Source organism: Hymenobacter plasmatis, from assembly GCF_020711255.1.
Lineage (GTDB): Bacteria > Bacteroidota > Bacteroidia > Cytophagales > Hymenobacteraceae > Hymenobacter.
This window is the reverse complement of the sequence record NZ_JAJFAW010000005.1, coordinates 139,334-161,459: the sequence shown is the minus strand read 5'-3', so window position 1 is coordinate 161,459 and position 22,126 is coordinate 139,334. Positions and strand designations below refer to the sequence as shown.

The 22,126-nt window shown below is 59.7% G+C and carries 16 protein-coding genes; 5 read left to right on the top strand and 11 right to left on the bottom strand.

Going from position 1 to position 22,126, the window contains the following annotated elements; genetic code table 11:
* Positions 1-108: 108 nt before the first annotated feature.
* Positions 109-1,854 (bottom strand): right-handed parallel beta-helix repeat-containing protein, encoded by a 1,746-nt coding sequence (locus LJ738_RS05355; RefSeq protein ID WP_227785278.1) that lies wholly within the window; start codon positions 1,852-1,854, stop codon positions 109-111.
* Between the two features lie 993 nt (positions 1,855-2,847).
* On the bottom strand, positions 2,848-5,289 hold the full coding sequence (locus LJ738_RS05350; protein WP_227785277.1) for a glycosyltransferase family 2 protein: 2,442 nt from the start codon (positions 5,287-5,289) through the stop codon (positions 2,848-2,850).
* A 398-nt stretch (positions 5,290-5,687) separates the two neighbouring features.
* Between LJ738_RS05350 and LJ738_RS05345 the strand changes: the two genes are divergently transcribed.
* Entirely contained in the window at positions 5,688-7,043 is a 1,356-nt protein-coding gene (locus tag LJ738_RS05345) for a glycoside hydrolase family 2 TIM barrel-domain containing protein (protein ID WP_227785276.1), read from the top strand.
* A 31-nt stretch (positions 7,044-7,074) separates the two neighbouring features.
* On the opposite strand, the gene ligA is transcribed toward LJ738_RS05345, so the two are convergent.
* The 7 genes from ligA to LJ738_RS05310 form a co-directional block, all read right to left on the bottom strand.
* Positions 7,075-9,183 (bottom strand): NAD-dependent DNA ligase LigA, encoded by a 2,109-nt coding sequence (ligA, locus tag LJ738_RS05340; protein WP_227785275.1) that lies wholly within the window; start codon positions 9,181-9,183, stop codon positions 7,075-7,077.
* Between the two features lie 143 nt (positions 9,184-9,326).
* Positions 9,327-9,935 carry a DUF4920 domain-containing protein gene (locus LJ738_RS05335; RefSeq protein ID WP_227785274.1) on the bottom strand — a complete coding sequence of 203 codons (609 nt, stop codon included), beginning with the start codon at positions 9,933-9,935 and terminating at the stop codon, positions 9,327-9,329.
* Positions 9,936-10,024: 89 nt separating this feature from the next.
* Positions 10,025-10,642 (bottom strand): hypothetical protein, encoded by a 618-nt coding sequence (locus tag LJ738_RS05330; RefSeq protein WP_227785273.1) that lies wholly within the window; start codon positions 10,640-10,642, stop codon positions 10,025-10,027.
* Positions 10,643-10,793: 151 nt separating this feature from the next.
* Complete coding sequence (locus LJ738_RS05325) at positions 10,794-11,564, bottom strand: hypothetical protein (protein ID WP_227785272.1); 771 nt, start codon at positions 11,562-11,564, stop codon at positions 10,794-10,796.
* The gene (locus LJ738_RS05320) at positions 11,561-13,366 is read right to left on the bottom strand and encodes a S8 family serine peptidase (RefSeq protein WP_227785271.1); all 1,806 of its coding nucleotides are present in this window, start codon (positions 13,364-13,366) and stop codon (positions 11,561-11,563) included. Before LJ738_RS05320 ends, LJ738_RS05325 begins: the two co-directional genes overlap by 4 nt.
* Positions 13,367-13,587: 221 nt before the next feature.
* On the bottom strand, positions 13,588-15,054 hold the full coding sequence (locus LJ738_RS05315; protein ID WP_227785270.1) for a M20/M25/M40 family metallo-hydrolase: 1,467 nt from the start codon (positions 15,052-15,054) through the stop codon (positions 13,588-13,590).
* 62 nt (positions 15,055-15,116) lie between these two features.
* Positions 15,117-15,713: a histidine phosphatase family protein gene (locus LJ738_RS05310; protein ID WP_227785269.1), complete on the bottom strand. Its 597-nt coding sequence runs from the start codon at positions 15,711-15,713 to the stop codon at positions 15,117-15,119.
* A 171-nt stretch (positions 15,714-15,884) separates the two neighbouring features.
* On the opposite strand from LJ738_RS05310, the gene LJ738_RS05305 reads away from it, so the two are divergent.
* From LJ738_RS05305 to LJ738_RS05295, 3 genes are all read left to right on the top strand, one after another.
* Positions 15,885-16,565 carry a response regulator transcription factor gene (locus LJ738_RS05305; protein ID WP_227785268.1) on the top strand — a complete coding sequence of 227 codons (681 nt, stop codon included), beginning with the start codon at positions 15,885-15,887 and terminating at the stop codon, positions 16,563-16,565.
* Between the two features lie 116 nt (positions 16,566-16,681).
* The gene (locus LJ738_RS05300) at positions 16,682-18,061 is read left to right on the top strand and encodes a sensor histidine kinase (protein ID WP_227785267.1); all 1,380 of its coding nucleotides are present in this window, start codon (positions 16,682-16,684) and stop codon (positions 18,059-18,061) included.
* 34 nt (positions 18,062-18,095) lie between these two features.
* The gene (locus LJ738_RS05295; protein WP_227785266.1) at positions 18,096-18,344 is read left to right on the top strand and encodes a hypothetical protein; all 249 of its coding nucleotides are present in this window, start codon (positions 18,096-18,098) and stop codon (positions 18,342-18,344) included.
* 21 nt (positions 18,345-18,365) lie between these two features.
* On the opposite strand, the gene surE is transcribed toward LJ738_RS05295, so the two are convergent.
* The gene (surE, locus tag LJ738_RS05290) at positions 18,366-19,220 is read right to left on the bottom strand and encodes a 5'/3'-nucleotidase SurE (protein ID WP_227785265.1); all 855 of its coding nucleotides are present in this window, start codon (positions 19,218-19,220) and stop codon (positions 18,366-18,368) included.
* A 264-nt stretch (positions 19,221-19,484) separates the two neighbouring features.
* Here surE and LJ738_RS05285 point away from each other — a divergent pair, with 264 nt between their 5' ends.
* Positions 19,485-21,251: a M14 family metallopeptidase gene (locus LJ738_RS05285; protein WP_227785264.1), complete on the top strand. Its 1,767-nt coding sequence runs from the start codon at positions 19,485-19,487 to the stop codon at positions 21,249-21,251.
* 67 nt (positions 21,252-21,318) lie between these two features.
* Here the strand turns inward: LJ738_RS05285 and LJ738_RS05280 are convergent, their stop codons facing one another.
* Positions 21,319-22,077, bottom strand: a complete 759-nt coding sequence (locus tag LJ738_RS05280) for a COG4705 family protein (RefSeq protein WP_227785263.1) — start codon at positions 22,075-22,077, stop codon at positions 21,319-21,321.
* Between the last annotated feature and the right edge of the window lie 49 nt (positions 22,078-22,126).

The following is a 22,126-nucleotide window of genomic DNA, read 5'->3' as shown; positions in this document are numbered from 1 at the left end:
ACCCCTACACCTGGAGCGGTATTATCCCTCCTCAGGCAGCCCAATTCTTGACCGCATGGCACATGGGGAAATTGAGCTGAAATTTATCAGCTCAATTCGACAACACCCCTATTTTTCGAGGGTCAAACGGGTGCACTGGGCGCCACTGCGAACAATGTAAATGCCGGCCGCAAGGCCTTCCACCTGGAGCAAAGCTGCTCCGTCGGCACCAGCGCATGCTTTAGTAACCTGCCGCCCCCGCACATCAAACAGTGTCACTTCATTCGAGGGCCCTCCCTTCACCACGATAGTGCTGCTGGCCTGGGCAGGATTGGGGCACACTTGCAGGCGGGTCGTCTTATCCGAAACCTCCCCTATCCCCGACAACGCCCGGACCGGCGAGTAAGTAGCCTTGCCATCGGTATCAACCTGGCGCAGGCGGTAGTAAACCGTAGGGGCCGCGTGGCGGGCAAAGCCCAAGTCGATATACTGGTACGCGTGGGGCTGGGCGCTGGTGCCATAGCCCGGCACTTGGCCCAACGGGGAGAACGTGCGCCCATCGGTGCTGCTCTCCACCTCGAAATAAGCATTGTGCTTTTCCGACGCCGTGCTCCAGCGCAGCAGCGCTGCGGTTCCCTGCTGCTCGGCGGTAAATGCACTGAGGGTTACGGGCAGAGGTGTGGTCACAGCCGACGCGCTTTCAAACGCGCCGATGTTGCCACGAGCCGGGGCCTGAGGCATTGGGTTACCCATGAAGTCCCGCACGCCGGGGCTAATATTAAACTCGACTTGCAAATCAATACCAGCGGCCAGCACCGGGGAGGTAGCGAGCGGGGCAACCACAGCCGAGAGGTTGCTCAACTGGGGGTCGACATTAAGACCGGTGGTGCGGCCAGCGCTCAGTTGCTCTTGGGTAGTGGCGGTTCGCCAGGCTTGCAGGTCCGTGTAAGTTGAGCCGTTCCATTCCACCACCAGCGGCGCCGCGGTACTCCAGTAGCAATTGCCTTCCAGGCGCAAGCCAGCCGTGCACACGGTACTCACCACGGGTAGCCCCCCCGTTGTTTGCAGCACGTTGTTGCGCAGGGATAGGTCCGAAAAGCCGCCGCTAGTGATGTATACTGCCTTGGGCCGCGTGCCGTCGGCCGGCGGGGTCAGGAGCACGGTGTTGTTGTAGATACTGGCGCGTTGAATGCCGCCGTTGGCCCCCGAAGACCATAGCTCCAGTGCGCCTTGGTTGTGGCCGCGGGCGTCGTTTTCGCTGATGTTGTAGCGGATGGTGAGGTCGTGCATCGGGGCAGCACCACCAAACTGGGCCAGCAGGTAGCCAGCGCCCTGGTTGTCGTGCGAATAGTTGTACTGCATCACCGAATTGGTGCAGCCACCGTCCAGGTCGAAACCGCCACCGTCCAAAGCGGTGCCTGATTTATTGTTGTACGATTCGCTCAGTTGTATCACCAGGTTGTTGCAGGCCCAGCCCCAGATGCCCACCGGCCCACCGGAAGGGTTGGCATTGAGCCGGCCGTTGTCGTGCGCTATGCAGTGCTCGATAAGCACGCCGTCGATGCCCGCGAGTACAATTCCGTTGCCCGTGTGGGTGTTGGTGACGTCGGCCCGGCCGGGGTTGTCGTAGGCTTGGCAGTTGCCCACATACCAGTTGCGGTGCACCTGCCCCGCCAAGGGAAACGGCTGGTAGGAGCTCAGGCCGGCTTCGCCGTTGGCATGCAGTTGGCAGTCGGTGATGCGCACATCGGTGTACCCGCTCGTGGCCTTTTCACTCCCGATGATAATGCCGGAGTTGCGGTAGCCGCTTACGTCCAGGCTCTCCAGGCGGAGGTGTGCAAGGGGGGCATTGTCGGCGTCAATGGTAAAAATCACGCCGGAATTGGTGCTACTCAAGCGGCCCGCTCCTACAAAGACCAGTTTGCTCAGCTCAATGCCCGCCGTGTTCGGGGCATAAAACCCAAATGAACTGCCACTGGAAATCGTAGCCCGTTCGCTTCCGTATGAGCTTACCACCAGCGGTTGCGCCGGGGTTCCCTGGCTGCCATTGTGCAGCCAGATTCCGCCTTGAAACGTTTGGCCGCCCTCAAACAGAATACGGTCGCCCGGCTGAAAAGCGGTTGCGTTAACCTTATCAATCGTGCGCCAAGCGGTGGTTAGGGAAGTGCCCACCTGCCCATCATTCCCAGTTGGACTTATATAATAAGTTTCTGCGCGCAATGAACGAGAGCCTAAAATGGCAAGAAGTGATAAAAGTATAATTTTTGGCTTCATGCAACCTCAATAAATAAGATGAGGCGACAAAGTTAAACGATTTAACTATTATTAAAATATCAACATTTACGAAGCTGTATTATAATTTAACAAGAATATCAGCCCCTGATTCTCCAATTCTTTTTTTAACAATTGGTAAATAATGGATTTGTACATTTATAAACATAGTACAAGTTTAATATTAAAAGAAACGCGAATCAACTTAACCTCAGCCAAGGCCTTGGTCATTCACTTCTCTTCCAATTCTGCAGATTGCAGCCACCGTTTTCAGCAAAGGCTAAGGCAGCCAGCAAGTGCTTCTGCACACTGTTTCAGCATCTTGGTTCCTCACAATTAGCCTGCTGCCAGATTCTGCCATGCTAACGCTGTCAATTTTTGTTCCAGAGCCTGCTGTATCGGAGTGAGCCAACGCCAAAAGCCGGTCCACCACGACTGTTACACCCTGCTGATACCGGCTTCTCATTGGCCTTCAATCAAACGGCCCCTCCACCTCCTATCTCTGCTTCCCTGCTGAAAATCGGTTCTGGTAATCAGCCATAGTTCGAACAATGCGCTTTAGGAGTAGACACCTTCAAAGCAGATATTAGAATACGGTTACCCTTTAATTGGGCTAAATACTCTTGCTATTTTGGTAGGCAATCGTGTCAACGCGTGGGTTGTAGTGCTTACTTTAAGCCGCGGAGCAGTTGTTAGATTTCGCACCTGCAGCAGCGTCGTCTTTCCGATAGCATCGGTATCAGTGTCGTACACAACTGCTTTGATTTCTGGATAGCGACGTGCCACTCGGCGGGCCAGTATAGTAAGGTCTAGCCGATTGGGCGGCAAAGCAGTAAGCAGAAGAACCGGCTTTTGATGCAGATCTAGCTGCTTCGCCGACTGAAGCCGAAGGGCTTCGTATCCCTGGCCGGCCTCTTGTTCCGGATGGTCGGCCACCATCCAGTCAAAGTAGGGAGCACCGGGGCAATAGATAGCCAGGTCCTCTTGGCGGGGCGGGGTCCACATCCAAACTACGTTGGAAACTTGTTCGGCCCGAAAACCTCTTATCATCGCCCGCCACTTCCGTCGATATTCCTTCGCGGAGTTGGCAGCAAACAGCGGGCGCAGCATCACCGTGCGCTTAGTAGTTTGCTTAAACCGGCGGGCAACGTTCTGCCAGTAAACAATGCTTTGGGCTGGCCCGGTTACGGGCCAAGTAACCAGCGGTACTTGGGCTGCTGGCAGAAACTGGAGCGCATCCTGCGGCAACAGCGGCATTGGGCCAGCACCCAGCTCAAACGTCGCAATGTCTTTTCCCTTATATTTTTCCTGGCCCGTGGAAACGCGGGTGGCAGCAGGTGGCTCCAAGCCTGCCGCCTCTACTCCGACGTGCACTGCCATCCCACCAGTTTTTGCCCATTCCAAATGGGGCACGGGAGCAATGACGTCCAGGTAAATAAGCAACTGAACAATGGCCCCCACGGTTCCGATGCTCGTGACCAGGCCGACGGCCGCCCGCCGCAGGCGCCACGCCGTGGCCCGGACCAGCCCGTCGTAAAGACGGTTTAAGCCAAGCACCAGCGGCCGGAACGGCCACGTGGCCATGTCGCGCACGAAGTTCCGCAGGGCTTCGTGCTGGCCCATGATGCTGGCCGCCAGCAAAATTATGGCCAGCGTTGCGGACAAAGCCACCATTAGATTGGTGTAGATGGTTAACGACTGCATGCGGCCGTACTTGCAGGCCGCCAGAAGTACCAGGGCGGTTGCTATGTTAGGAAGCGCCATGCGCCACTCATTCCGCAGCCAGCCTTCTTCTTTGGGAGTTGGGATATACGGAACCCGAACGCGGAACACCGCATATAAGAACCCCATGGTGTACACCCACCAAGTGCCTATCCGCAAAAAGCCCCCCGCCAGGTGCAGGCCCCGCTCGTGGGGTTCGCGCAGCCACTGCTGGGCATAGCAGCGAATCAGTAACGCAATGCCCCACAGCGGCAGCATGTGCTGCGCAAATGCTTTAAGCGAAACGTACCAGGGAAACTCGACCAAAGCCAGCGAAGCCACCGGCACCAGGATGTCGATGAGAGTGACAACCCCCGAAAAGAAATACAATGGCAGCGTGAAGTAGTGCAGACGCTGTGCCCACGTAAACCGGCCCCACAGCCGTGGATACACCCGAAACATCAGGTCAAACGCACCCCGGGACCACTTGAGCTGCTGGGAATAAAACGCGCCCAATGACGAGGGGACAAGGCCCCGGCTGAGCACCTTGGGCACGTACACCGACTGCCACCCCTCGGCGTGCAGGCGCATGGCTGTGTGCATGTCTTCGGTCAGGCCGGCCGCGTGCCCTCCAATGGTATCCAGGGCGGCCCGGCGAAAGGTGCAGTTGGCACCAATTGCTTGCACAGTGCTGTAGGCATTCATGCCCATCATCAAAGGGCCGTAGAAGTGGTAAGTCTGTTCTGCTGCACCCCGGGCCACCAAGCTCTCCTCCTGGTTGCCATAGGCTTGCACTACTTGCACAAAGCCGATTTTTTCATCCTCGAAATAAGGCATCACCTGGTCCAGAAAGTCTGGTGCCATGACGTGGTCCGGGTCCAGCACAACGCAAAACTCGCCAGTGGCTTGCCGCAGGGCGTTGTTTATATTGCCGGCTTTGGCATTCGTTTTCTCCGCCCGGGTCACGTGGACCACCCCCAGCCGCTCGCACTCCCGGCGTAGCAAAGGGTCGTCGCCCTCGTCGCACAGGTAGCTGGTATGCGGGTAGTTCAGGGCCTGCATGGCTTCCAGCGTGCGCACAATCATATCGTGCGGTTCACCCGGACAGGCAGTAGTAAGCACATCAACGGTTCTCAGTCTAACCTGCGCGGGCACCGGTGCAATGGGCTCTTGCACCTGCACATAATGCACCCATTCATGCAGCATCCGCAGCATTTTAAAGCCTAGCGAAACTACCAGCAGCCAAAACAAAGGCGCATAGCCTATATGCTCAAAGCTGATAAACCAGAAAAGAAAATACGCCATTGCCACCAGCCCAAAGCCAACCAGAATGCGCATGGATTTCACGCCAGTGGCTAGCTTATAGCTTACCTCGAATGCTGTAGCGGAAACTGTAGGGGCAGCAACTATCTTATCAATTAGCCGTTTTTTCTTTTTTACTGATTTGACAGCATCCACTATTTTTTTTTGAGTGATATATGCAATCATAATTAAATCAACAATAGATAACTCACTCCCTTTTTAACGACCATTAGATGTAAACGTTCCGCATGAAAATAATTAAAATTATTTTTTATCCTAAAAAGATTAACTTTCAAATGAATGGCTTTCCATATTCAAACATTTAAATCAACCCTTAAATAGGCTAATAAATCGGCTTTTATAATATTATAATTATTTGAGTAGCAATTACATATGCCATACATCGATTCAACCTGCCATTACTGTTCAACTCCGTGAAGCTTATTCAATCAGTAAAAACAACCGCTTATCTCGTTTTGATGACAATGACGGTTAGTGCGTGTAAAGGGGATGGCAAGGCCTCGAGCACACCAGCTGAATGGAAACCTGTATCTGTGCGTGTGGTGCAGATTCCCGGTGGCTTCCGGTTGGAAAGGCAAGGGCGCCCATACCGAATTCGTGGCGCGGGCGCCACCCAACATTTTGAACGAATCAAGGAGGCAGGTGGCAACTCCGTGCGGCTGTGGACAGCCGATTACGCTGGGCCTCTACTTGACGAGGCGCACCGCAACGGCCTCACCGTGATGCTGGGCCTCTGGCTAACTCCCGAAGGCAAAGGCATAGATTATAATGACCGCACCGCGGTGCAAACCCAACTTCAACGCATCCGCGGCGAAGTTTTGCGTTTCCGCAAGCACCCGGCTTTACTGATGTGGTGTGTCGGCAACGAACTTGACTTAGGCCAGGTGAATCCCAAAATGTATTCGGCCATAAATGAGGTGGCCGTTATGATTCATAAGCTGGACCCCAATCACCCGGTTACCACGCCTTTAGCAATGATTGCTACTTCGATACCGCTCTTGCAGCGCCGGGCACCGGCCATCGACTTTCTTTCCGTGAATAAATACGCCGGTTTGAATAAACTGCCCGAGCAGTTGCGAAAAATTGGCTGGCAAGGGCCTTATATAGTGACCGAATATGGTTCGAAGGGATATTGGGAATCAGACTCGACTCAATGGGCAGTTCCGGTTGAACTGAATAGTGCCGAAAAAGCCGCCTTTATCGCAAAGCGCTATCGGCATACTATGATAGAAGACTCGGCGCATTGTATGGGGTCTTATGTTTTCTTTTGGGGAACGAAATTTGAAAAAACCCCAACTTGGTTCAGCCTTTTTTCTGAGGAAGGCGAAAAGACGCTGGCGGTGGATACCCTGCAGTATTTATGGCAAGGCAAAAAACCGGCAAACTTTGCTCCCAGCATTGTCGGGATGACCCTAGCTGGCAAGCGGGACGTGAACTCCCCTCGCCTGCGCACCAACACCGAATATCCCGCCACGGCAGTAGTTCGAGACCCGGAGGGCCAGGCGCTGACGGCTGATTGGGAATTATGGCCTGAACTTCCTCCAACCGGGAATGCGGAGGAGGCTGTGGAGCCTTTGTCGGGGTATGTCAGCCATGCATCAACCCACGGCGCCACCCTGCGCACCCCGCTTAAGCCGGGTGCTTATCGGCTTCTGCTTTGGATTCATGACGGGCATGGTGGGGTAGCCACCGCCAACATTCCTTTTTATTGCGAAGGCGGAAAGTCTGGCCAAGCAGTGAATAGCCAGGCCGGGGCTCAATTGAGATAAGCTCGCGCGAACCTCGCCCAAACATGCTTGGCTAACGAAATAGCTCGCCTTGGCTGCCCAGCCCTAAACCACTGGCCGAAACCACGCTCTCCTCGGAAACTGCGGTATCGTCTGCCGAGCTTGGCAGCAAAGCCATCAGCTCCATCTCGGAAATGATAGGCACCTTGAGGGCCAGCGCTTTTTCGCGTTTGGCGGGGCCCATGTTGTCGCCAGCCACTAAATAGCTCAACTTCTTGCTGATGGAGCCCGTGATTTTGCCGCCATTGGAAATGATGACCTGCTGCAATTCTTCGCGGCTGTGCGATTCGAAAACCCCGGAAATCACAAAGGTGAGCCCTGCTAAACGGTCCGAAGCGGGCACTGGGGCCTCGCCCGTTACGGCCAGTTGTACCCCGGCTTGGCGGAGACGCTCGATTAACTCCTGGTTTTCGGGCTGCCGGAACCAGTGAGCGGCGGCCACGGCAATGACGCCCCCTACTTCGGGTACCGCGGCCATCTCCTCGGCCGAAGCCGCCATCAGGGCGTCGATGGTGCGGTAGTGAGCCGCCAATTTCTGCGCCACGGTTTCGCCGACGTAGCGGATGCCCAAGCCGAATAGCACCCGGGGAAACGGCACCTGCTTGCTGGCCTCAATGCCGGCAATCAGGTTGTCAATGCTCTTTTCACCGAGGCGCTCCAGGGTCACCAGTTCGGCGCGGCGGGCGGGCAGGTCGTAAATGTCAGCTGGCGTCGTCACCAGGCCCAGGTCGAAGAACCGGCCCACGGTTTCGGCTCCCAAGCCATCAATGTTCAGGGCTTTGCGCGACACGTAGTGCTCGAGGCGGGCCTTGAGCTGGGGCGGGCAGCCCCGCTCGTTGGGGCAACGGAAATGGGCTTCGCCTTCGGGGCGCACCAGCGGGGTGGCGCAAGCCGGACACAGCGTCGGGTACTGAATGGGAACGGCATCGGCGGGGCGGGCCGCCAGGTCAACCCCGGTGATTTTGGGGATGATTTCGCCTCCTTTCTCCACGTACACCAAATCGCCTAGGCGCAGGTCCAGCAGTTCAATCTGGTTGGCATTGTGCAGCGTTGCGCGCTTGACCACCGTGCCAGCCAGGGGCACGGGCGTGAGCATGGCCACGGGCGTCACGGCGCCGGTGCGGCCCACGTTGTAGATGACTTCGTTGAGCCGGGTGCGAGCGGCTTCGGCCGGGTACTTGTAGGCAATGGCCCACCGCGGGCTTTTGGCGGTGTAGCCCAACTGGTCCTGCTGGCGCAAATCGTCGACTTTGATGACGATGCCGTCGGTGGCCACGGGAAATTCGTGCCGCTGTTTGGCCCAATAATGCACGAAGTCCAGGACTTCAGTGATGTTGGCGCAACGCCGCCAGGTATCCGACACGGGCAGGCCGTAGCGGTTCAGCGCCTCCAGGGCGGCGCTATGGCTGGCAAAATGCCGGCCCGGGGTGAGCAGCGAGTAGGCATAAAATCGCAGCTTGCGGGCTGCCACTTGGGCGGAGTTTTGCAGCTTGAGGGTGCCGCTGGCGGCATTGCGCGGATTGGCCAGCAGGGGCTCGCCGTTTTGCTCGCGCTCGGCATTTAGCTCCGCAAAGACCGGGAGGGGCATAAACACTTCGCCGCGCACCTCGAAGTCCTCGGGCTGGTCGGGGCCGGGGCGCAGGGCCAGCGGCAGCGTGCGGATGGTGCGCACGTTGGCGGTCACCACATCGCCGCGGGTGCCATCGCCGCGGGTCACGCCTTGCACGAGCTGGCCGTGCTCGTAGCGCAGGCTCATGGCCACGCCATCAATCTTGAGCTCGCAGACGTAGGTATAGGGCGCCCCTTCCAGGCCGCGCTGCACTCGCTCGTCGAACTCGCGCAGGTCGTCTTCGGAGTAGGTATTGCCCAGGCTGAGCATGGGGTAGCGGTGCACGGCCGTGGGAAACTGCTTGGTGATGGTGCCGCCCACGCGCCGGGTGGGCGAGTTAGGCAATGCCAAATCCGGGTATTCGGCTTCCAACTGGTGCAGTTCGGCCAGCATCTGGTCAAATTCCTGGTCCGAGACTTCGGAAATGTCGAGCTGGTAATACTGGTGGTTGAGGTGGTGCAGCCGCTCGGTGAGGGCCAGGATGCGTTGCTGAACGGCGGAAGAATCGGGCATGGGCAGGGCGCCAGGCGTGGCAATACGGGTCGGAATATCTAACGGCGCACAAGCTACGCCAGCGTTTTAAAACGAGTTTAAGAACAAAAAAGGCCACCTCAGCGGGCGGCCTTTCTACTGCTTTAAGGGTCAGGGGACAACCGCTAGTCTTGCACCAAAACCCCGTCGGCCAGAAAAGTGAGCTGCTGCTCGTCCTGGGTGATGGCGGCAATTTCCTTGCTCGACTTGCCGGCGTCTTTGGCGTAATGCTGCAAGTCAGTTTTGGGCACCGTGCTGCGGTGGGCCCAGCCGCTCACCACCACGTTGTGACCACTGAGGTCTTTGGGCACAAAAAAAGCGTAATCCCGGAAGCGGACGCGCATCTGCTTGCCATCGGCCGTGGGCAGGGTCATCCAGCAGCCCTTGGCCTGGCACACGGCCTGGGCCTTGCCAATCAGCTTTAGTTGGGCTGAGTCGCGCGAGCCGAGGGCGGTGGCGAGGGCGCTCATGGGCACGGCGCCCTCGGGGCTGATGGCCACCCCGTAAGTCTGGCCGGGGCGCGCCGCCGGAACGCTGGTGCTGGGCGCTTCGCCCCGCTCCTCTTGCATGGTGGTGGAATCGGCATCGCCGCCCGGAGGCACATCGGAATTATGCCCGTTCACCTCCTTTTGGGGGCCCACCGGCAGCACCGGGTTGATGGGAGCCGAGGGAACAAAGCGCACATACAGCAGGATGGCGACCAGCACGCCGGCAAACGAAAGGATAAACTTCATAACTCAATGATTGAAAAGGATGCAAAACGTGTAAAACCGAGCTAGAAGCATGGTCATTCTGCCCATGCATAGCTTACGGGGCAATTGGGCTAGTGGCTAATGACTACGGCCTTGCCCAGTTTGCGCACGTACGCCAAGCGCCGCTCCGCACCACCCGTACCGGTAAAGTCGAAGGCCACCGTGGAGGGGTCTTCGCGCAGGGCAGCCCAGGTCTTGGTATCTACCTCGGCGGGCTGCTCCAGGCCGGCGGGTACGGCGGGCTGGCTAAAGTGACCATCGGAGAAGAAGGTGTTCATGCCCTGCAGGATGGCAATTTCCTGGTCGCGCACGCTCGAAGCCTGCGGATCTAAGGTGCTTTCGCTCAGTAAGGCGCGGGCGGGCATCACCTCGTGGCGCAGGGTGTCGCCCTTGCTGCTGGTCACGATGAGGTGGGCCCGGGCCGTGAGCACCCGCGGGCCGCGCAGCTGCAGAATAAAGTTGTCCTTGGTGTTGGGGTCCGAAAACGTGTGGCTGGTGCTCACGGTATTCAGCACGGTCTTGCTGCTGATGCGGGCACCGTTGCCGGCCACCGGCGGCTTGTAGGTAGTGCGGGGGTCAGTTGTCGAACCGCTGACCTCGCGTTCGGTGCTTACGCAAGAAGAAAGCTGGAGCGTGAGCCCGGCAGCAAGCAGGGCAATGCCCGAAAGTTTAAGAGGAAAAATTTTCATATGAAATGGGGCGGCGCAAACAATTAGGCGCACGAAGATATGCTGAGAAAAAAGGGGTTGGGTGGTTAGGTCTCAATATTTAAACTGAACCGAAGCCGGGGATTTTACGCGAATAGCTAAGCAATAGGTTTGCCTTTGCCCTATTCATTTCTCAGAATAACCCGACTTCCACTCCCACCACCCACCGCGGCAGTTCGGGCCAGGCCGCGTAGCTGGGCCCAAACACCGAAGTCAGCCGGTAGCGGCCAACCAGCGCGTAGCGGTCTATGCCGAGGCGGGCACCTACCCCACCCATCCAGCGGCGCAGATACGGCAGGCCGCGCTCAGTGGTTTCGACGGAAGCGATGCCGGGCGCGGGCTCGTCTTCCGTTTGGTGGCTGGTGGCGGCAATCCAGCCGCCGCTGGCCAGCACATCCACGTAGCGCCCAATGGAGTTGCCCCGGCGGCCGGCGTTCAACCGCAGGCTCACTTCTGAGAATACCTGCTGTGTGCCCAGGCTTTCGCGCAGGTGCACGGCGGGTGTCGGCAGAGTCTTGTGACTATTCTGAGCCAGGCCATAGTGCTGGTAGGCATACCCTAGGTCGAGGTTGAGAGAAAGCGCTTGGTTGAGCCGGACTTTCAGGCGCCCCCCGGCGCGCAGCTCGGCCGAGGCCGTGCCATACCGCACGCCAGCCCCGGCGCCTGCTGGGCCTGCCAGCAGCCCATAGCCCAGGTACAAATGGCCGTAGTAGCTGCGGTTGGGCCCAAATGTATTCTTCAGGGTGTCTTCGGCCACGTCGGCTTGTACCAGCACTTGCTGCGCCCGCGCCGCCTGCGGCCCGCAGGCCAACACCAGCGCGGCCGCGGCCCACCGCGCCTCCCTGCCCAGGCAAAAATGCCCCTCTGAACGCAGGACCCTTAATCTGGAAAGTAGCCTTCTCATTCCGAATAAGTCCCGGTGTAGCCTTTGAAATATACCCGCAGCACATCGCCGGGGCTCAGCAGGCGGCGCGGCACCTGCACCACCAGGCGTTGGTTCACGGCGCGGGTTTCGTAACGGCGCAGCACACCGCGACGGTCGGCCACGTTCCAGTAGAGGTAGGCGGGGTAATTGGGCTCGGGCAGCGCGGCCTGCGAGGAGCTACCGGGGACGGCCGGCTGCTCGTGGCCTACGGGCGGCGCCGACGCATCGGCGGCCGGCGCTTTTGCGCCCGGCACGATAGGCGCAACCTGCACGGCTATTCCGCTTTGGTCAATCGTGAGCGGGAGCATTTCCGCCAGGCGCATGGCCGCTTCCGGCCGGATGATGACGGCAATCAAGCTGTCGTGAGCCACAAAATCGAAGGTGGGAACCGGTGCTTTGGCCTGCGGGGCAGCGGTCGGAATGCCAAATTGCTGATAGCGCGGCCGCCCATAACCGTGCGCATAATCAAAATACGGATACAGCTCGGCTGATTTTTCCAGCTCCTGAAACAGCTGCATGGCCGTCAGCTTGCGGTTCTTTTGCCACATGCAGGCCGCAAAGCCCGCCACCAGTGGCGAAGAAAAGGAAGTTCCTTCCAGCCGCTCGTATCCGCTGGGCGTGGTGGTGAGCACGATGCCGAAGGCGGACAAATTGGGCTTGGGCCGGCGGTCGGCCGTGGGCCCAAAAGAGCTAAAATCGAGGTGCAGTCCCGTTTCGGGGTCCAGGCCACCCACGGCGAGCACCGAGTCGGCATCTGCCGGTGTGCCGATGCGCACCCAGTCGTTGTCCCCGTCATTGCCGGCCGCGCTTACTACCAGAATGCCTTTGCGAGCGGCCAGGTTGGCGGCGCGAGAAATGAGGCTGCGCCGGCCGTCCATTTGCTCCGGGAAATAGCGCTGCTCGGTGTAAGCCAGCGAGGAATTGATGATGTCGGCCCCGAGGCGGTCGGCCCATTCCACTGCGGCCAGCCAGGCTTCTTCCTCGGCGTAGCGCTCCCGGCCCAGCTGCTCCGTGCGCGCCAGCAGGTACTCAGCTGCGGGGGCTAAGCCCAGCGCTGGCCCGGGAGCACCCGTAGTGGTAGCCAGGCGGCCGGCCAGGCAGCCCATTACCTCCGTGCCGTGGCTGCCCCCGTGGTACACGTCGTCGCGGTTTTTCAGGAAATCGTGGGTGGCCACGATGCGCTTGCTTTTCACCAACTCCTGGAACCCGGGGTGTTCCGGCAGCCCCCGAAAGCCCACATCGAAGACCGCAATGCGTAGGCCCTGGCCCTCGAGCCCCGCGGCGCGGAGCGCTGGGCCATCCAGGTGAGCCGTCTGGCGGCGGGACAGCAGGTAGTCACTGGCCGAAATTGGCTCAACCGTTAAGTTCGTTTTGGGCTTAGGAAGTAAAGTGGCAGCCTTATGCGCGGCTATCTGGGCAGTTGCTTGCGGCCAGCGCTCCACCGACAGCACGCCCGGGAGCGTGCGCAGCGCCGCCGCCTGGGCCGGAGTGGCCCGGCACGCAACGGCATTAAACCAGCGGCTCACCAAAGTAATTGTGTCTACCCGGGCCCGGATATTGGCCACATAGTCTGCCCGTACGGGCAGGTCGGTTGTCTCAAAAGCCGGGAGGTGCTGGCGGCCCCGACGGGCTTGGGCTGCTGGCGTAAAGTAGCGGGTTGGGGCGAAGCTGACGCCGCTTTTATCCTTCAGAGTTACCCAGTACCGGTTCGCACCATCGGCGCCGTATTCCTGCGCGTCGGCCCGTGCCGCCAGCCCAAGCAGCAGCACCAAACTCCACACAAGACGAGCCCAATTACCTTTCAAAATTCACGCATCAAAACTGATTCCTGTCCCTAGCAACTACCGGCTCAAACCATTTATTGAGCTGATTTGGCAGCCGCAATAATCCAAAGAGCACCTGCCATTCTGGCTAATTTACGCGGCCCAGTTGCATTGTCCAGCAGTAGCTCACCAAAAATTAACTTAATCTACTCATTAAGCTATTCAGCAATAACCGACTCTTAAAGACCGTATTTACTCAGCAAATATATTAGCGAAGCCATGCTGGCACCGCCCAGCTCCAGCTCGCGCCGGTTCACCTTATCGAAGGTATCGGCGGCGGTGTGGTGGATGTCGAAGTAGCGTTGCGAGTCGCACTTATAGCCGATGAGGGCTTTGGGGTGCACCGCCTCTTGCAGGGGCTCGATATCGGTGCCGCCGTGGCCGGCCGTGATGTCGTCCGCGTTGTAGGGTTTGAGTAAGGGCGCCCATTTCGCCACCTTGGCCAGGGTGGCCGCATCGGCTTCCAGATTGAAGCCGCGGGGTGTGAAGCCGCCGCCGTCTGATTCGATGGCCGCTACGTGGGTTTCTTTGTTTTGGGCGGCCAGGCGGGCGTATTCTTTACCACCGCGGGCGCCGTTCTCTTCGTTCATAAAGAGCACCGCACGCACGGTACGCTCGGGCCGGAAGCCTGCGGCGCGCAACAGGCGCAAAGCCTCCATGCTCTGCACGCAGCCGGTGCCGTCATCGTGAGCCCCCTGGGCGAGGTCCCAGGAGTCGAGGTGGCCGCCAACAGTGATGATTTCCTGCGGGAATTTGTTGCCTTTGATTTCACCCACCACGTTGTAGCTTTTCACCTCGGGCAGGGTGGCACATTCCATTTCCAGCTCAAACTGCAGCTCGGGGTTGGCCTTGAGCAGCAGGCTCAGCTGGTCGGCGGCGTTGGTGCTCAGGGCGGCGCCGGGCACCTTGGTCACGGCCTCGTCATAAGCCATGGTGCCCGTGTGCGGGTTGTCGTCGCGGGCGCTGGTGAGCGAGCGCACCAATGCGCCTACCGCCCCGCGCTTGGCCGCCTCGATGGCGCCGCTGCGGCGCTGGTCGCCGGCGCGGCCATAGGCCGTGCCGGGCTCAATCAGGGCATCGTCGAAAGGCCGGTTGTAGAAGATGAATTTGCCTTTTACCGCCGCGTCGGGCAGTTTTTTCAGCTCGTCGAAGCTGTGCACTTCCACTACGCCGGCCTTGAGCTTGCCGCCGGTACCCACCGAGCCACCCAGCGCGCATACAGGCACCTTGATTTCCTTGCCCTTATTGCCCACAATTTCGCCTTTCTCCTTGCTGCCACGCACCCAGTGTGGCACCATCACCTCCTGCAGGTATACGCGGTCGAAACCCGCTTTTTCCATGGTGGCCTTGCCCCACTCCACTGCTTGCTGGGCCTGGGGCGAGCCCGACAGCCGCGCCCCAATGGTGCCGGTGAGGTAGCGAAGGTTGTCGTAGCTCTCGCCGCGCAGCAGGGCTTCATCAAAGATTCGGCGCAAAGCCACCGAGTCCGATACGGGCACGGCAGCTACGGCGGCAGCCGGTTTTTCGGGTTTGGCTTTGGCAGCTTTGGCTCCGCGCTGGGCATGGGCGGGCGCCAGCCCGGTTAGTACTGCGGCAGCGGCCAGCGCGGTGCGACGGCACCAGGCGGCTGAATTAAAATGGGTCATAATGGATGTGTAGGCACCCCAAACGGCGGGGTTGTGCTGCGAAAGTACGCGGGACGGCTCAGCTAGTGCACACGTGAGGGCTTCGCGACGGCTTCGGTGCGCCGCTCGGGGCCGTAGCCCTGCACGCTCACCTTGGGCAATGCGCCTTCCGTAATGCGAACCGTGAACAAATAGTCGTACTCATTATCGGCGATGCTCTCGACGGGCGGCGTGCCACCCAACGACTCGATGAGGGGCAGCAAGGTATTGGAATGGCCCACGACCACTACCGTCTTGCCCAGGTATTCTTTGCGAATGCGCAGGGCCAGGGCCGTCGTCTCCTTGGGGTTGTACACCTGCGGCTCAAGCCGGGTGGCGGCCGCCAGCGGGGCCAGGGTGGCGCGCGTGCGCTTGGTATCGGTAGTGAACAGTGCCGCGGGGTGGCGGCGGGCCAGCAACTGGCTCAGCACCTGGGCCCGCACCTCGCCCACGGCCGATAGCGGCGGGTCGCTGAGTGTGCTCGCGGCGGTGTCCTTCTCGGCGTGGCGCACGAGGTAAACGGTGGTCACGCGTGGCTTGGCTTTACCCTTTGCAGGTGCCTGGGCCCGGGCCGTGGCACTACTGAGGAAAGCTGCCAGCCCAACCAGCAAAAACAACAGGTGAGAAAAGCGTGGGGTCATATCGAAAAGGCAAAAACTAGGAAAATGAATCACTAGCAAATTACGGCACAATCCCGTAAGCCTTCTGTTCGGGTGCCCAGCGCGTAGAACCTTCATGCGGTGTTCAGGTAGCCGTACCGTATGTTGCGCCGCGGAATTCGCCGTCTCCACCCCTCATCTCCCCCAGAAGCCATGCACGTTTTGCTCATCGAAGACGAAAAAAGCCTGCACCAGGAAATGCGCCAGTTTCTACTACAGGCCCAATACCTGGTGGACTCGGCCTACACCTTCGCCGAAGCTTCCGAAAAGCTGTATGTGAGCAGCTACGACTTTGTGCTGCTCGACCTGGGGTTGCCCGGCGGCGATGGCCTGGACCTGCTCAAGGAAGCTCGCCTGAATGAAAACCAGGAGGCTTCGTTCATCATTCTCACCGCCCGCGGCGCCCTCGACGACCGGATTCGGGGCCTCGACCTCGGGGCCGATGACTACCTGCCCAAGCCCTTCTCGCTGCTGGAGCTCACCAGCCGGATGCAGGCCATTACCCGCCGCAAATTCAATCTAAAGCGGCCCGAAATCACCTTCGGCCAAGGGTTTAGCATGGACTCCAATGCGCGCACAGTGCGGCACAATGGCCAGGAAGTGCCCCTCACCAAAAAGGAATTCGACCTGCTGCACTACCTGCTGCTGCACCGCGGCCGGGTGCTCACCCGCTTGCAGCTCGGCGAACATCTGTGGGGCAACGTGCTCGAAGACGACTCCGACTCCAACTACATCGACGTGCACATCAAAAACGTGCGCAAGAAACTGGCTCAATTCGGGCCCGCCGATTTTCTGGAAACCGTGCGCGGCATTGGCTACCGGGCCGCCGAGTAGTTTTCATTTAACATTTATCAGCTTAAGGCGGCTTTGGTACTACAAAGCGTCCGCAACCTCTCCCGGGTGCTACTCGGGTGTTTAAATGATAAATGTTAATTGATAAATGGAATGCCATGCGATTAGAAGCCAAGCTTGCCTTATTCAACGGCCTTTCCAAGCTGCTGCTGGTACTGTTGGGGGCGGTGGTGATTCCGCCCATCGTGCAGCGGGTGGCCGTGGGCCACACCGACTATCACTTGCGCGACAAGCAGCGGCGGGTGTTGGCCCTTATTGCCCGCGACGGCCTGCAGGCGTTTGAGCAGGGAGAGCGCGCCGAAACCTACGCCGACTACAACATCATCAAGCAGGAGTACATCACCCTCACGCCGCTGCCCGCCGGTGCGCCCCTGCCCAAGGAGCGCATTTTTGAAGAGCGCCGGCAGGTCGACCAGCAGGTGGAAGACTTCCGCATCCTCAGCTTTGCCCGAGCGCCGAGCGCGCCGGGGCAGCGGGCCTTTCGCATCGAAATAGGCTCCTCGCTCGAAACGGTTGAGCTACTCACCAATACCCTCCGCCAGTTGGCGCTATGGGTGCTGGTCGCGGCGTCTGTCCTCACCATTTTTACTGATGCGGCCTTTGCCCACTACCTGCTTAAGCCGCTCCGGGAGCTGACCATTCGCAAGCTGCGCAGCATCCGGCAGCCCTCGGAATTTAACTTTGAACCCATTGATACTGATACTACTGACTTCCGCCGCCTCGACGACCGGTTGAACTCACTGATGCACCAGGTACAGTCGGCTTTTGCCAAGGAGCGGGAATTTATGAGCAACGTAAGCCACGAGCTGCTCACGCCGGTCAGCATCCTGCAGTCGCGCTTCGAGAACATGCTTCAGGACCCTACCTTGCCCGAGGCGCATGCCCAGCAGATTGTGGAATCGCAGCGCACGCTCTACCGCCTGCGCAACACCGTGCGCACCCTGCTGCTCATCGCCAACATCGAAAACGAGCAGTACCTGCGCGACGAGCCAGTGAGCCTTTCGGCCGCCGTGGCAGACGTAGCCGAGGAGCTTGACGACCGCCGCCAGCAGCGCGAAATCACCCTAGACATCGACATCGCCGGCGACGACGTGCGGCCCCGGGCCAACGCCAGCCTGCTGCACACGCTGCTGCGCAACCTGCTCTCGAATGCCATTAAGTACAACCACGAAGGGGGCCACATCCGGGTGTTGGGCCGGCCCCTGCCGCAGGGCGGCTATCGCCTGCGGGTGGAAGACACGGGCCCGGGCATTGCGCCCGACCACCAGCCCTACCTCTTCGACCGGTTCCGGCGCTTCCATGGCAATGCGCCCGGGGCGCCGGAGGGCTATGGGCTGGGGCTGCCCATCGCCCAGACCATTGCTGGCTTCCACGGTGCCACGCTGCGGGCCGAGTCAGAACTAGGGAAAGGCACTGCTTTTGAGCTGGAATTTAAGCCCGAATCAAACCACGCCGTCGGGTTCATTCCCTCTTCATAGCAGCGCTTTACCTTCGGGAAGAAATTTAACTTCCGTGCAAAATCTACTCAAAGTCTTGCTTTGCGGGTTGCTACTGCTGCTGGCCGTGGCGTTGGGCACCGAAGTGGTGGCCCTGCATCGCAGCCAGGTGCCCGGCTCACCTAAACCAGCGGCTCCCGTGGTGGTGCGCAAAGCCCCCCACGCCCACGCGCCCCCCAAAACCGTGCGCCAGGTAAAGGAGCCCACCAAGAAGCCCGCCAACATACCACCTTCAAAATCGCACAAAAAAGCCCCAACTCAGTAGTTGGGGCTTTTTTGTGGGGGTTTAGCTTTGCGTGGCAGGGCCGTAGTCGCCGGACGGCACGGGCTGGGGCGCGGCCTGGGCTTCCATGGCTTCGGGCATGGGCAGCTGCCACTTGGCACTGAGGTGGTCGAGGCCGTGGTGGGCGGTGAGGTCGAACTGACAGGGCACCACCGACACGTAGTTGTTGGCCAGGGCCCACTCGTCGGTATCGGTGCCGTGGTCGAGGTTGACGAACGAGCCGATGAGCCAGTAGTATGGGCGCTGGTACGGGTCGAGGCGCCGGTCAAACTCTTCCTGCCACTTGGCGCGGGCCTGGCGCGATAGGCGCAGGCCGGCAATGGGCGTATCGGAGTTTTTGGGGATGTTTACGTTGAGGGCCGTGCCGGCGGGCACGCCGTGCTCCAGCGCGTAGCGGCACACTTGGGTCACCCATTCTCCTACGTGCGAGAAATCGGCCTGGGGCCCGTATTCGCACAGGGAGAAGCCCACGGCGGGCAGGCCTTCAATGGCCGCTTCGATGGCCGCCGACATGGTGCCGGAGTAGAGCACGTTCACAGAGGCATTGGAGCCGTGGTTGATGCCCGAAACCACGAGGTCGGGCGTGCGGTCTTTGAGCACGTAATGCTTGGCGATTTTCACGCAGTCGGCCGGGGTGCCGGAGCATTCGTAGGCTTCAATGTCGGGGCCGAAAACTGGGTTTTTGGTGAGGCGCAGCGCTTGGCCGATGGTGATGGCGTGGCCCATGCCCGACTGCGGCGCATCGGGGGCTACCACTACGACTTCGGCCCCCAGGGCCTGCACAATTTCAACCAGGTAGCGGATGCCGGGAGCAGTGATGCCGTCGTCGTTTGAAACGAGTATTAGGGGCTTTTTCAAGAGCAAGGAGGCGAGTGAAAAGTAGGTACTACGTGCGCAAAGGTAACCCCGGACCATACTCCCCTCATTGGTTAAGGAGGGGATGCTCAACTGCTAAGTTGAGCTGGGGTGGTTGCGTGCGTTGAACCGAAGGTGAGCATAACGAACAAAGAGCGAACGAAAACACCCCTGGCTTTCAGCTCAATTTCCCCAACCCACTCAATTCAAGGCCAGCCTTTAGCTCAACTATTCTGACCACTAAGTTGGGTGTTGTTCTTTTGTTGCATGTTTGCTTTTCTCCTTGCTTCGCTGATGACCCTCGCTCCCACCCCGACCACTCCGGCCCCAGCCTGGCGCACGCCGTTCGAAAACGACCCCGCCAGCAACACCACCGCCACGCACGCAGAATGCATTGCCTACTACCAAAAGCTGGCAAGTGCTTACCCCAAGCTGCTGCATATGGCCGAAGCAGGCCCCACCGACTCGGGCCTGCCGCTGCACGAGGTGGTGCTGGCCTCGGATGGCGACACCGACCCCGCCAGCACGCGCCGCAAAAACCGCCGCGTGCTGTTCATTCAAAACGGCATTCACCCCGGCGAGCCCGAAGGCATCGACGCCAGCATGATGCTGGCCCGCGACCTCGTGCAGCAGCCCAAGCTGCACAAGCTGCTCGAGGGCGTGACGGTCGTCATCGTGCCGGTGTACAACGTGGACGGCATGCTCAACCGCAACTCCACCACCCGCGTGAACCAGAACGGCCCCGCCGCCTACGGCTTTCGGGGCAACGCCCGGCACCTCGACCTGAACCGCGACTACATCAAGCAGGACTCGCGTAATGCCCGCTCCTTTGCTGCGCTGTTTCAGAAGTGGCAGCCGGATATTTTCGTGGAAACCCACACCTCCAACGGGGCCGACTACCAGTACACGATGACGCTCATTGCCACCCAGCACAGCAAGCTGGCGCCTGCACTGGGCACCTACCTGCAGGGCCAGCTGCTGCCCGCGCTGTACAAGAGCATGGAGCAGAAAAAGTGGCCCATGACGCCCTACGTCGACTTTGAAGGCAAAACGCCCGAGAGCGGCCTGCAGGCTTTTCTGGAAACGCCGCGCTACTCCACCGGCTACGCGGCGCTGTTCAATACCATCGGCTTCATGCCCGAAACGCACATGCTGAAGGCGTTTGCGCCGCGGGTGCACGCCACTTATGACTTTCTGAAAATCATGCTCGAAACCGTGGGGCAGCAGTCGGCCGCCATTGCAACAGCCCGCGCCGCTGCCACGGCCAGCATGGCAACCCAAACCACCTTCCCGCTCGCCTGGACGCTCGACGAGAGCCAGCACGAAACCGTGCAGTTCCGGGGCTACGAAGGCCGCACCAAGCCCAGCGAAGTGAGCGGCCATACCCGCCTCTACTACGACCGCGCCGCGCCCTTCACCCGGCCCGTAAAGTACTTCAACACCTACAAACCCACCGCTACCGCCGCCCGCCCCACGGCCTATATCATCCCCCAGGCCTGGGGCGAAGTGCTGGACATCCTGCGCCGCAACGGCGCCACGCTGGAACCCTTGGCCAGCGACCTGACCGCGCCCGTGGAAGTGTATTACTTGGAAGACTACAAAACCAGCCCGCGCGCCTATGAAGGCCACTACCTGCACAGCCAGGTGCAGTTGAGGCCCACCACTGAAACCGTGACCTTTCACAAAGGGGACTTCGTGTGTTACCTGACGGATGCAGCCCCCGTACGCTACCTCATCGAAACGCTGGAGCCTCAGGCCACCGACTCGTTCTTCGCTTGGGGCTTCTTCGACAGCATATTGCAGCAAAAGGAGCATTTCTCCGACTATGTGTTCGAAGACGTGGCCGCCGACCTCCTGCGCCGCGACCCGGCCTTGAAGCAGCGCCTCGAAACGCTGAAGCAGCAAAATCCGGCCTTCGCCAGCAACGGCGCCGCCCAGCTGGAATGGGTATATCTTAACTCGCCCCACCGGGAGGCTGGCTTCAACCGCTACCCCGTGGCCCGGTGGTTGGGCACCGGCCGCTTAGACCAATAAGCAATGCGCGGTGGCTGATTCGGGTGATGCACGCTTGTGGGTGTCATCGCAGCCAGCCGCCGGGGACTTAAAGCGAAGTTCGGGCATCGGTCAAGCTGCCAGGTTGCTTGGTGCGGAAGGTCTCGTAAAGAACCAGTCCAACCAAGAGCCCAAACAGAATAAGCGAGGAGCCTTGCGTACCAAAGCCAAGCCCATGCTTTTCGGTAGACTTGGTCAGTAAGTCACCAAACGTGGCTCCGAATGGGCGCGTGAGCACAAATGCCACCCAGAAAAGCAGCACGCGGGAGATGCTGGTGAAATAGTAAGCCAGCACCAGCACGGCGAGCAAGCTGCCGATGAGCAGCGCACCGCCGCCAAACCCTAACCCGGAATCATCGGCAAGAAAGTCGCCCAGGGCCGTGCCCAACGTATTGGATACCAAAATAGCAGCCCAGTAGAAAACTTCGCCGGCTCGGGTTTTAATCTCGGTTACTGAAAGCGACTTTTCCCGCAGCCACCACAGGCCCAGCACGGCTACGAGCAGCGAAACCAGAATGAGCGAACCGGTGGCGTAGCCCAACCCCAGAGTCCGGTCCATGTAATCGGAAATGGTGGTACCCGCCGTGCTGGTGGCCAGAATAGTGGCCCAATACAACGCCGGGATGTAGCGCGAGACGGCCAGCTGGCCCGCCAGCACCACCAGGAAAAACCCAATGAGAATAAGCGAGCTCGTGCCGTAGCCCACCTTCATGGTCTGGGCCAGCAGGTCGCCCGCTGTCTCACCAAGCGTGGTGGCGCAAATTTTCATTATCCAGAAAAGGAGGGTGATTTCCGCTATTTTCTTCATGAGCAAGGGTTCAATAATTGCATGCAGCGACTAAGGCCGACTGTGCCGT

Bases quoted from the DNA above. Each gene is read 5' to 3' on its own strand.
- LJ738_RS05315 (WP_227785270.1), bottom strand. From the start codon at position 15,054: ATGACCCATTTTAATTCAGCCGCCTGGTGCCGTCGCACCGCGCTGGCC.
- LJ738_RS05285 (WP_227785264.1), top strand. From the start codon at position 19,485: ATGTTTGCTTTTCTCCTTGCTTCGCTGATGACCCTCGCTCCCACCCCG.
- LJ738_RS05305 (WP_227785268.1), top strand. From the start codon at position 15,885: ATGCACGTTTTGCTCATCGAAGACGAAAAAAGCCTGCACCAGGAAATG.
- ligA (WP_227785275.1), bottom strand. From the start codon at position 9,183: ATGCCCGATTCTTCCGCCGTTCAGCAACGCATCCTGGCCCTCACCGAG.
- LJ738_RS05325 (WP_227785272.1), bottom strand. From the start codon at position 11,564: ATGAGAAGGCTACTTTCCAGATTAAGGGTCCTGCGTTCAGAGGGGCAT.
- LJ738_RS05335 (WP_227785274.1), bottom strand. From the start codon at position 9,935: ATGAAGTTTATCCTTTCGTTTGCCGGCGTGCTGGTCGCCATCCTGCTG.
- LJ738_RS05310 (WP_227785269.1), bottom strand. From the start codon at position 15,713: ATGACCCCACGCTTTTCTCACCTGTTGTTTTTGCTGGTTGGGCTGGCA.
- LJ738_RS05330 (WP_227785273.1), bottom strand. From the start codon at position 10,642: ATGAAAATTTTTCCTCTTAAACTTTCGGGCATTGCCCTGCTTGCTGCC.
- LJ738_RS05300 (WP_227785267.1), top strand. From the start codon at position 16,682: ATGCGATTAGAAGCCAAGCTTGCCTTATTCAACGGCCTTTCCAAGCTG.
- LJ738_RS05350 (WP_227785277.1), bottom strand. From the start codon at position 5,289: ATGCGCATTCTGGTTGGCTTTGGGCTGGTGGCAATGGCGTATTTTCTT.
- LJ738_RS05280 (WP_227785263.1), bottom strand. From the start codon at position 22,077: ATGAAGAAAATAGCGGAAATCACCCTCCTTTTCTGGATAATGAAAATT.